The organism is Oceanobacillus sp. GQ8, assembly GCF_059758495.1.
Map to the genome: position 1 here is coordinate 471,903 of NZ_JCAXEV010000004.1, position 12,531 is coordinate 484,433.

Annotated in this window: 4 protein-coding genes and 1 pseudogene; 1 reads left to right on the plus strand and 4 read right to left on the minus strand. The window is 36.0% G+C overall.

From position 1 onward, the window contains the following. Positions 1-68 precede the first annotated feature (68 nt). Positions 69-3,815 carry a PDDEXK-like endonuclease domain-containing protein gene (locus AC6CHS_RS14875; protein ID WP_498237255.1) on the minus strand — a complete coding sequence of 1,249 codons (3,747 nt, stop codon included), beginning with the start codon at positions 3,813-3,815 and terminating at the stop codon, positions 69-71. A gap of 430 nt (positions 3,816-4,245) precedes the next feature. On the opposite strand from AC6CHS_RS14875, the pseudogene AC6CHS_RS14880 reads away from it, so the two are divergent. After that, positions 4,246-5,328: pseudogene (locus tag AC6CHS_RS14880) on the plus strand (transposase). 452 nt (positions 5,329-5,780) lie between these two features. On the opposite strand, the gene brxL reads toward AC6CHS_RS14880, so the two are convergent. From brxL to AC6CHS_RS14895, 3 genes are all read right to left on the minus strand, one after another. Further along, the gene (brxL, locus tag AC6CHS_RS14885; RefSeq protein WP_498237257.1) at positions 5,781-7,838 is read right to left on the minus strand and encodes a protease Lon-related BREX system protein BrxL; all 2,058 of its coding nucleotides are present in this window, start codon (positions 7,836-7,838) and stop codon (positions 5,781-5,783) included. An 18-nt stretch (positions 7,839-7,856) separates the two neighbouring features. Then, a complete protein-coding gene (gene pglZ / locus AC6CHS_RS14890) occupies positions 7,857-10,415 on the minus strand; it encodes a BREX-1 system phosphatase PglZ type A (RefSeq protein ID WP_498237259.1) in 2,559 nt (852 codons plus the stop codon). 70 nt (positions 10,416-10,485) lie between these two features. Then, positions 10,486-12,459 carry a DUF262 domain-containing protein gene (locus tag AC6CHS_RS14895; protein ID WP_498237261.1) on the minus strand — a complete coding sequence of 658 codons (1,974 nt, stop codon included), beginning with the start codon at positions 12,457-12,459 and terminating at the stop codon, positions 10,486-10,488. Between the last annotated feature and the right edge of the window lie 72 nt (positions 12,460-12,531).

A 12,531-nucleotide genomic window follows, 5' to 3' on the forward strand; every position in this document is an offset into this window, starting at 1 on the left:
GGTATGCGTACTACCTCTCCCTTCAACATAATTAGATTATTAAAAATCACCTGTGTTATTTAATACAATTACTGTTGACTCAATTTCTTCACCATTTGATCAATACGCTCAATTTCCCCATAAGGATCTTTCCACCAATTACGACTCCAAATACGATCTATTTCCCAGCCCTTTTGCTCCAAAAATCGTTGTCGGTAAATATCACGTTCTCTTGCTACAGGTGAACTATGGTACATTGCGCCATCACATTCTATTCCTAATACATACTTACTCGGATCGTTTGGATCTACTATAGCTAAATCAATACGATAACCAGACATACCTACTTGTGTATCAACAGTGTAACCAATTTCAGTTAGTTTTTCGTATACTTCTTCTTCAAACGGCGAATCAAATTGTAAGTGACCTTCTTGTTTAGTCGTATTTATCTCGCCACTTAGGTTTGTTAACGATGCTTCTACTTTATCCTTATTCAGGTTGGAAACAGCCTGAGCATATTCCATATATGATTTTAATAATCTCGGTCCTATATTTTTGGAGCCAGTAACATTCAATTCATGGGGGTCGATACTGGACACTAAATGAATTTCTTGTTTGGCACGTGTTACGGCAACATTTAAACGGTTTTCTCCGCCTTCCATTCCAAGTGTACCAAAGCGATTATAGACTTTTCCTTCTTTATTTTTCGCATAGGCAATGGAGAAAATTATGATGTCTCGTTCATCACCTTGCACATTTTCAATGTTTTTTACAAAGATTCTTTCGTCTAAATCCCTACTCATTACCTGTTCATAAATTACTCCAAATTCAGGATCTATTTCACTATGTCGATCAATCGCATTCTCAATTGCCGTTTGTTGTTTCGCATTAAAGGTAATAATCCCAATCGTTTTCGATACATCTTCAATTAATTTTTGCTTTAGTAGTTCTACAACATCCTCAGCTTCAACAGTATTTTGTTGATTGATCCATCGGCCATTAGATTTGTGCCATTGAATTGCTGCTGGGTCTTGAAGATGATTGACGTTTGGTGCTATTTGCATATGTCCATTATAAAAAGCGTGGTTCGAAAAATTAATCAATTCTTCAGATTTTGATCGGTAATGCCATTCCAATAAACTACTTGGTAATATACGTTTAGCTAAATTAAGTAAGCTCTGTGATTCTTCAAATTCTTCCTGTTCATCATCTTCATCCGCTTCAACTTCTCCTTTAAATAAAGAAGAAGGTGGTAATTGTTGCTCATCCCCCGCTACTACCACTTTATTTCCCCTGTAAATAGACGGCATTCCGTTTTCTACGGTACATTGGGAAGCTTCATCAAAAATCACCAGATCAAAGATTTTTTCTTCTAACGGGAAAATGGCTGAAGCTATCTCTGGTGATACTAACCACACAGGGATTACATCCAGTAACCCTTTTAAAGCAAATTCATTTACTAAACGACGAACTGGCCAAAGCTGGCGTTTTTTACCCGTTTGATAGACCATGTCTTTTACAGCTTTCGGATTATTTGCTTTTACTTCTTCTACCTTTTGAAGCATTTGATTTTGTAGTAAATTGATGGTCAAAGTTTGTTTTTTTGTTAGTAGTTCCTTTAACTCTTCTGTTAACCGTTGAAAATTACCTGTACCAATCATAGCTATCTCTGGATATTTTCTTTCTATTTTATCTATCCAGTGAATATAAGCAGATTGTTTAGCTACTTCTGCCCATTCTTCAGCTAAGTTATCGGCATCTGACAAATTCCGTTCAATTAATCGATCAATAATCTTCTGCACTTCTTTTGCACTTTCATCATATAAGCGGTCCATTTCACGTAATTCATCAAAGTATTCCTTTATATAGGCTTGTTTCTTTTTTAACGTTTCTAAAGGAATGTCACCTTTTGATATACGTTTTTTTAGAGTTTTAATAGAAACAACTTTAAAATACGGTTCTATAGATTCTAACTGTTCGAATAATCCTTCAGTTGCTTGAGATAAGTCATATAGTACCGTTAAACTCTCTTTTAACTTGGGCCACTCTTTTGATGATAACCCGCTGAATTTTTCACCATCTAATAAGTCCTCAATAATGGTTTTACCAGTGAAGGTTGTCCATAGCCATAATCGCAGTTTCTGCAGCGTTTTTTTATCCTCTGATTTCAAATCTTCATATATTTTTTCAAGCTTTTTATCAATTTGAAGGCTATAAGCTGGAGTAATATCTTCATCATTAAAATGATCTATGTGTTTGATACTTTGCTCCGATTCGTTAATGGCCTTATCCAATATTCCGATGATTTTAATTCGATCTTTTAATTCCAGATCCGTAAAAGGTTTTCTATCGTGAAGTGGGTTATCACCCCCAAACGTTCCATAATAATTGCCATATGTACTTACTTTTCGTAAGATATCGGTTAGATTATGCTTATTCAAACCTTCTAATATATTTTCTAACGAAATCATTTTATCTTGTTCTTTAGATGTTTTGCTAAAACCAAATAAGTCATATGCTCTAAAGCCGTGTGGTTGCACTTCAAATAGTGCTTGCGCTATTTGATCTAATTTATCTTCTGTATTGATAATTTTCTCAGACAATTGTTCGAATTCCCACTGTAAGTCTTGATAGGAATGGCTTCTGTTCAACTGTAAATTCAATTTCTGGTAAAAGTTTTTTCGATCATTCTTCTCATCGTGTAATAATGCTATATTCGATGAGAGATTAAGTGTATCTAAACGTTGGTAAACGACATCTAATGCTGCCCGCTTCTGTGTAACAAGCATAACTCGTTGTCCTTTGGCCATTGCATTAGAAATCATATTAACAATTACTTGTGATTTTCCTGTTCCTGGTGGGCCATGCACAACCATTCCCTTTTCTTGATTGAGTGCATCCAGTAATTTTTCCTGAGATGCATCCGTATCAAGTACGTAATATTTATTCTTTTCTTGAGCTAATTTATCTTGATAGGATTGTTCTTGTTTAGAGGGTAGATTGTCTACATCTTCGTTAGTTCCTTGGACATTAATATCAAGAAGTTCTGATACTAAACCTAGATCTTCTTCTCCTTGTTCCAGCAACTCGATAAATTTTTCATAATCACGTAAAATAGCTGAATTGCCTTGAGGGAAATGACCAATAACAGCCTGTTGATTTAATCGGAAAGACCCTTTGTTAAAGGTCGGGATCTCTTCTTTTGTGTACTCTTCAACTATTTGTAATTGCTCCGTGGTATTTGCAGCTACCGTAAAATCATGTGTAGCTAACCAGTTGCTCCACTCTACTATATTAATGGATTTAGCATTTGTTTCTGCTTCATCAAATAAAGATTCTGGCATATGTATATTGCTAAATTTTTGTAATGCTAAAAACAACGTGCGATTCAATTGCGGTGATTGATCACTTAAAGGTTCAACATGCCATTCAACACTACTTCTCTTTTTCCTTTCCAAACGGACTGGATATAAAAATAATGGAGCTCTAACATAGGTGCCATCAGACAATGCCCCTTCCATCATAGGGTAGCCTAGATAAAGATCATAGAGCCCAGTTTCCTCTTCAATCGAGCGTATATTACGATATAAAGTGGTTAATTTTCGTGACAGAGATAATTCTGCTTGATTACTCGAATTTTCTTTTGCAAAGAGTTTTGATTTGTTATCTGTTAAAGCTAGTAATAATTCCATTGGATTTTTATCTATTCTAGTTAGCTCACTTAAGTCAAATGTCCATTTATTATACAGTTTCAGCAGTCGAATCGAACGATTGCTTCTGCTTATATCATTTAGCCGATCACTTAGTACTTGTAGTTTATCTTTCATCAATTTCACCCATTTTTCACTTGTAAGATGGTGCTATTATACTATAGTGTGTATGGCTAATAAAGGTGTATAGCTTATATTCCGACTAATCATCCCTTAAATATAAGGCTTTTAAGCCAGAAATGAATCAAGAGGCAATAACTTCTCACATTGCACGCTTATATATAGCAACGCTCATAATATTGATTTCTATAATGAAGGTGAGAAACACTAACATTTTCAGTTTAGACTTTATTAGCATATTTTCTTTTATCCCCCATTAGCAGCCATCCATTAAAAGCAATACCCTCATCTCCCCAAACAGGTATCAATACATTAGTCATCCCTACTCAAAATATCTACCACTCTGTCATAGTTGCAATGGATAGGCTACATTAAGTTGGACAGATAAAATAAGGGTTTGTAAACTTAGACAATAACTTAAGGGAGCGTGACTACGATGACCCGTCAACGTCGAACTTTTACACACGAATTTAAACTGCAATTAGTGAAGCTTTATGAAAATGGAAAATCTCGTGCAGACATTGCGAGAGAGTATGATATCACGCCTTCTGCATTAGACCGATGGATTAAAAATCATCAAGAAACAGGTTCATTTGCCCCCGAGGATAATCGTTCTGAAGAAGAGAATGAACTAGCTAAGTTACTCAAGGAAATCAACGTCTCATGATGGAAAATGATATTTTAAAGAAAGCAGTGCTGATCATGGGACAAAATAGATGTGATTCGAAATAACGCTCACAACTATTCGGTATCAGCAATGCGTGAAGCCCTCCTGATTCCCAAAAGTACTTATTACTATAATGCCAATTTGCACGACCGACGACTGCTTAAATTGGAAGATAAAGAGCTTTCCCAGAAGATCTCCCGAATTTGTAAAGAAAGCTGAAAGGCACGCGCAAAATTAAGAAAGAATTAAGTAGATTACCACAGCCAAAACACATATCACGGCATCGAATTGGCCGATTAATGAATAAACTTAGGCTTGTATTTAACTATACTGTAGCCCATATAAGCCACATAATCTGTAATGAAGAGTTGATAAAAGTCGAATTAAAAAACGTCATTACGTATGCTTATTTGTCGAACTTTTTAACCGTGAAATCATTGGCCGTAGTGCTGGTTCTAATAAGAATGCAGAGTTAGTCTATCAGACGTTACCGTGCATTAAAGGTAACTTACGACGTGCAGAATGTTCCATACAGATCTTGGTAAAGAGTTTGATAATAAGCTTATTTCCGAAGCACTGGAGACATTTGGCATCCAAAGATAGCTGAGCATGAAAGGAAGTCCTTATGATAATGCCGTGGCTGAAGCGATGTTTAAATTCAAGGTATTGAAAACAGAATTCGCTAACAGTTCTATTTCTCTACTCTTTTATTTAATTAAGTTGGGGTAACAGATTCTTATATGAGTGAAATGAGTTTATTTTGATGATTAAGTTTATTGGTTTAATAATATTCGAATTCACGGAACTTTAGACTATATAACACCAATAGAATTCAAACAACAGCCCCTATAATTTTTGTAGTGTTGACATACCAGCTTTCAAATAGAATGCCAAAAGGGTTTAAGCATTTTTGTAGAATAGATTAAGTTTTAACGAATACCTACCACCCAACTATGTGTACAGCACTTTTGATATCAAGGGAATCTTTCCCCATAAGGAAAACCAACCACCTAATTGCAACAAAAGAAGCAATGTGAAGAGTTCAAGTATTTACTGAAAAATAGATTGAGTAAAATCAACTTATGGTTCAATACCATATTGCTGCACCCATATAATTGTTTTGTTCTTCTATTACATAGGACCTCATCCTTCCTTTAAGTACATGAATGAAGCATTTAATCAATTTTTACAAGGAAAACAGCCCTCATTACGGAGAAAATCATTACATCCTAAGAAGAATTTCATAATAGGCTAAAAGAAATAGGACCGGGGAACCGATTCATTACTTAAATGTTATCTTTTTATCAACTGACCCCTAATGCTTTAAACACTGCATCAATTGGATCAGAATAAAACACCGGCTGCACTTTTACCAATAAGTCAGGTGGGACTGTTTGCAAGTCCATAACTGACGTTGCTGGAATTAATACTTTTCTGGCCCCTGCATCTACACAGACTTGTAAAATGTTTGCAAATTCCTCTACCTTAGAAATGGTTCCACCAACAGTCATATTACCTATGATGACCAAACTTTCCTGTGGTGGCTTTCCTAATGCACCTGAGCAAAGTCCGATTAATTCAGCAATTGCTAGTTCATCAGTTAACCCAATACCTTGTATATCACTAATGTGCATGAGGTAGTCCTTGGTTTTCGTACTAATGGTATTGCTTACACTCTTACTATTGGCTGTAAAGAACCGAAAAGCTGTATCTAGACTTTCTTTAGCTTCACGATTGGAGCCTACGCCTGATTTATCAAACTTTCCAGTTCCACTAACCACTTGATTTTCGAGTTTATAAACACCAATCATCCCAGAATGTCCGTGCCCTGCAACATAAACATGCCCCGGTTTCCCCATGCCTTCAGGAATCAATTTCCCTCCACCTTGTTCCGGTACTGAGACGTAATGTTCCTCAAGGCTTTCCCTATCTATATAGGAAAACATAACATCGTAGAATTCCATACCACCAATTTTCTTCAACTGTTCCTTCACACGTCGTCGGCCTTCAAGAGCATATTCCAACACTTCAGTGACTTCTTCCTTTGTAAATTTGCCATGCGGATAAAGGAGTTTTAACATACCAGAAACAGTTTTTCTTACCGCATTCGTATCACGTTGGTTTAAATTGTTTCCGAGCTTGAAATAGCGATTAATTGCATCACTAAATGTCCGCTTCCTCATCTCCCGGAAGAATTCTGCAATATAATCCACAATGAATCCATATTTTTCTGTGATAAGGTCTGGACGCATTTTTGGAATCTCCCAACCAGGAAGATAATAGTGCATACGATCAAAGAATGCACTATCATTAGCCATCTCTTCAGGGAACGGTGCAAATAAATGGGATGTTTTAATTAACGTATCCACGCTCTGATTCACATTCCCCACAAATACCATGGAGGCAGAGGCATTCTTTTCTTCCTTACCTCTTGCAAATGAACCTGATGCCATATAGTCCTTCATGATTTGGATCCCATCTTTATCTTTAAAACGGATACCCGCAACCTCGTCAAAAGTGACACAATCCCACATCCCTACAAGCCCTATCTTTCTTGTAGACATGTTATAGAAGAGATTAGCAACCGTTGTTTGGCCACCTGAAACCAGAATCGAATTCGGCGACAATTCTTTATAGACATGGGATTTACCAGTGCCCCTTGGGCCAAGTTCACACATATTAAAATTATTTTCTACGAGTGGAACGAGACGCAGCAACAAATGCCACTTTGTTCGTTCATCTAATTGTGTTGGTTCCATCCCTGTTGAACGAACCAACACATCAATCCATTCATCTTTTGTAAAGCTCTTCCTTCCCTCAAATACCTCATGAATATCCATATTTGGCATTTGAATTGGCTGCAAGCTGCTAACATTAAAAGGATTAGCATTTCGTAGCTCTTCATCATAGTAATAATCAATTTTGACCATGCACCATATGCCGCCGACAAGGAGCTTATCAAATTCCTTTACATACATAGGAGAAACTGGAACACCCTTTAATCCAAGATTAGAGAACTCCGCCTCATAAGTATCAATCTTTGGATTTAATGCCACTGTTACCTTATCTATGACGGAGTACTGACCGAGTTCTCGAATGCGTGATTTAATTTTCTCTGCCTCATCGGGACGTACAAAGTTTTCGGAAAGGATTTTCTTGACCCGTTCTACTCCTTCATGAATACTGTCCTCATCATCAGTTGCAGCATACATGCCAAGAAGATATTCCAGGACGTAAACAGGGACATTAGCCCCTTCTTTAATAAGATTTGTTAAATCTTTACGTACAACTCTTCCAGCAAATACGTCATTTAGTTTTTTATCTAAATCCACTGTTAATTCTTCATTCATTTGTTCTTCCATCCGCGGTCCCCCTCCCTCTTAAAAGTCAAAGTCACTAATAATCCCCAAATTTATGTTAAACGGAATCTTTTCCACAACAACACTGGTTTCTGTATCCTTTATTACCAAGTAATACGTTTTATTACGGTCATATGGGATGCTTTTCAATACAAACCGTAGTCTAAAGGTACGATCTGCTGGATTGTCAAATGTTCGATCCCCGATAATTGTCTCTTCATTAGACAGGATATTACCGTCCTCATCAGCCATGCAAATGACAACAGTACGTGGAATAAATTTGTTTTCCACTCTTTCTGTTTGGAAAAACTCTAGATTAAAAATGCTATTCGTAATCTTACGGGTTGTATTCGTAATTACAATATCCACTTTTTTAATCGTCTTAGCACCTTTTTGTCCAGTCCGCTTATTTCTAAAGGACAACAATGGAACTACCACTTCTTGGAGACTTGCACCACCATGGACAAAGTTAATGCCTGAACCTTGCATTTTATATCGTAATGTAGATTTTGGAACGTATGCCGTTAACTGTTGGTCGTTCTTAATGATAGATGACAGGTTTATAGCCAACTGCCCGGAAACATCTTGTTGCTCCTTTGACAGGATATAACGGCGTTTTACTTCAATTGCATCCTTTGAATCTTGTCCAATCTTATCACTTTCTTCCAGTGCATCACGCTGGTATAGAAATCCGTGATCGGCAGTTATCAACACATTCGTCCCGCTTAAATCATCCCGAATAATTTTAACAAGATCATATAATTGGTCCAGGGCTGTTTCTACCGCATTAAATGTGTAGACTTCTGTTGAAGCCTTATCACCCATTGCATCAATGGTATCATGATAAATATAAATAAGTTTTTTTCCTTTGAACGTTTCCCTTCGACCAGCTTTATTCATTGCCAGTACATCTTGGAAATGAACAGCAATGCTATCAGTCACTTTTGATTCAATAATCTTCTTCCGATTCCCGAGTCCTGAAGAATCCTTTCCATCAACAAAGGCCCTTCCATTCGTATCTATGTCAATATCTCTGTGTGGAAGAAGTGAGGGCATCCCGAGCTTTGTAATAGAAGGCATGACACCAAGCATCGTTTCTATATCACACACACCCATTGTCTCGGTATTAAGGCGATTAGCTAGTTCTACACCTATTTCATAACGCATTGCATCCGAAACAATGACAAAAACTCTATCTCCATTCCGAACTTTAGAATCCAGACTAGAGGAATAAAAATTTTGCTGACTTGTCACACCGGGCATCGACCAATCTTGTGTCATCTCATTTTCAACGGCTTTTGACCAATGGGAGCTTAACTCTCCCATATACCAATTCGTATACAAATCTTCTACAAGTGTCTTTAGCTTTTTCAAGAGATCATGGTTACTTTCTTCATCATATGCTACATAAAACTTACGGTAGTATGTATCCATAAGGTGGTATTCTTTTACATAAGATTTATACAAATCAATAGCTCGTCCCTGTGGAATGCCTTGGCTATGTTCTTTATAAAATTCCTGCATTTTAACTGTATAGTATAGAGCCTCATAAATAGAAGCGAATCTTTCATAGTAATGCTTGGCTCTTCTCAGTTTAATCAGCTTCGTGTATTCCTCATAATCTTCAAGCTGTGTGACAAGGCTATTGGCAATATAAATGATGATTGCCTTGTCTATATACGGAAAAATCTCTGCTTGCTTAAATGTATCAACAGGTAAATTATTGATGATATTAGCAAGCTGAATTTCCTGCTCAGCCATTTCTGCATATTCATCAAACACCACGTAATCTGTCTTATGGTGCATCCAATGGTCGATAAATACTAACGCATTTGTTTTGTTCCGATTGGAAATAAAAACTTCTAGATCCCATATATCCTCTTCAGCAAATGATTGGCTAAATGCAGTAACCATTAAATGGATTATTAATGTTTTTAAATTTTTCTCTTCCCGTTCATAACCATAATGATTTTCTACATACGTCCAGAACACTTCAATATCAAAGAATTTTTCAAGAAGAGTTAAATATTTGTTGTCACTGTCATTCAGCGTTTCCATTAACACAGATTTTAACACTGCTTCAAAATCTGGTGTTTTAACGTTACATAGGACACACATGATTGATAGTTCTATTATTTCTTCGGTATAGGACTCAATATTTAATGCTGAGAATTTTCTAAAACGTTCTTTATTGTTAAAGAAACGTTCATACTTTTTAATTACCGCCCGAAGTGACGGGTCAATATTCAACTCACTTAGAATAAGTGAAATACGATCTGCGTAGAATGTCTTCGAGTAAAATACCGTATCCGCTAACCAGTTTTCTTCCACTCCTAGTTCAATGTTTGTATAAATCAAGTAGGAGGACGTGGAATCCTCTTCTTCAAGTAGATATTTTGTTTTGAATTGGTTGCGATCTGTTAGCGTATGAATCTTCACATCATCAATTGATAACTGTTCTATATCCTCAGTGAATTCATTATCCTTATCTACCCAAAAAACAATCTTTCGCTGCTCACCATCTTTTAATGGTTCGTTGAATATATCTGATAATGCAAACTTTATTTGGTTTATGTTCAAAACCTCACCTACTTTCTACAATCATTATAGTGGAAAGATACATCGCAGTGACCGATGTATCTTGGTTGATCTATTTAAACTCAATTTCAACATGCCAGTCTTCTTTGTTGTAACCTGCACCTTCAAAAGCCTTAATGCAAAAGTTATAAATTCCTTTTGCATTAAGATTGGCCTCCATATAATGATCATTCCCTAATTTTTTGGGTGATCTCATTTCTTTTCCATCTACAGATAAAAATCCAGGGTTCTTCTCCATGACTTTTTGGTACCTTTTTATATCATCATCAAATATTGCCATAATTGTTTTTTCCATTACTTCTCGCCAAGATTTAACTGGATGAGATTGCTGATTAATCATTAAAAGCCTTGGTGAACTTCCAGTAATTTTTTTCACTTCATTTTCCGGCTTTCCGAAATAAGGCCAGATTTCAAGAAACTTTTCAATCAACGTATTTGCACGTTGCTCAATACTACTTTGATCCCATTTTTCAAATTTGGAAAGGTCCTTATTCAAACGTATATTACTTTCCTTATAATATCTTCTTTTCACGGAAAATGGCTCGTTTGATAGTTCAGTATTATAGGCAGATAGTGTTAAGTTTCCTAACGTATGCAAATAGACAGAGTGAACGTAGTCTGCGTTGTCACCCAACACTTCCAGCCACTTCTCAGTCAATGTCTGTGGCATAACATGTTCAATTGTAGCCTTCGATAAATCTGCCTTTTCTTTGTGGGAATACGAGTCTTCAATCACTTTTAAAATAAAAGCCCCTTTTTTCCTACGATCCCCTTGTCCATAAAAATGGTTTTCTTTTAAAGATGATATCACTTCAGGATTTTTCGGATATCCTCTATTTTGTAGATACCCAGTTAGTTCTGAAATAGAATCATTAGCTTCATGGGTACTAATTTGGTTATATAAAGATGCAAAGACTTTATTCAACGATTTTGAATCTATGTTACAAACGTAACGCCTAATTAAGTAGTTCTCAACAATAGTTAAAATTTCACAAAATTGTTTGTCATCATACTTACCTTTTCTATAATCCTGGTAGATATATAGTAAGAAAGGATAGGCAGTTTTTGCTTCAAAATCGCTGATTCTCTCCAGCATATTACGGATATTATGATTGTCTTCTAATTGTGGATAAAGCAATCTAGCATAGTATCCTGCAAAACTTGCAATAATCTTTAAGAACTCTTTTACATCTTGGCTATCCACTTTTTCTTTGAATTTTACGTAAACATCGTTTTTCTTTACATTGATATTTACGCCTAACAAGAAGTGCCGGATAAATTCAGTCAGATTTTCACCTAATTCTTCTTGCATAGGCAGCCAATAACGTAGATAATAATCTTCTTGGTCTGCCGCAGGAATCCTCATAAATAAATAATTTCGAATTAAATCAGTCTGTGTGAGTGGTTGCCCTTTAGCATTCAAACTTTCAAAGACGAGATAAGGATTATCGTCAGGCGATAAAACAATGCTAACAATGGATAAATCCGCAGTAACCGTAGCTTTTAAGACAGACAAATCTATTGACTTTTCCTGAATTATCTTAAAGAAGAACTGGTATGCCTTAACAACTAATGAATTCTCTATACCATCTACAGATTCTTTATTGATAAATTTCTTAAAGTGTTCTTTATCTACTTGGGTTGGAAGGAATTTATATTTTTCCACCCCTGATTTATAGCTATTCATCAACAATGTATGGTGTATCTCATCTGCTAAATTTTGTTCCCCTTGCTTTTCTGCAGTATCCCTTGTAGCCGCAAGTAAAATAAGTAACGTAGTCATTCTTTGTTGACCATCAATAACCAAAAACTGTTGTACTCCATGTGTATTCGCATTAACTGGTATGGACACAATGGAACCTATAAAATGTGATGAGCTCTGATCGTCTTCTATTAAATCAATCATATCTTCCCATAACTGTTTCCACTGTTTTTCACCCCAGCTATATGTACGTTGAAACATCGGTATAATGTATTGTTTTGTACCTTCTATAATATCTTGAAGATTTGTTTCACTAGCTTTCATCTATTCACACCCTTTATTTAACTACTACTACCGCCCAACAAAACTAATTTATGTACTAGAGAAGCAAACCTC

Coding starts and splice junctions, on each gene's coding strand:
- AC6CHS_RS14895 (WP_498237261.1), bottom strand. CDS start 12,459: ATGAAAGCTAGTGAAACAAATCTTCAAGATATTATAGAAGGTACAAAA.
- brxL (WP_498237257.1), bottom strand. CDS start 7,838: ATGGAAGAACAAATGAATGAAGAATTAACAGTGGATTTAGATAAAAAA.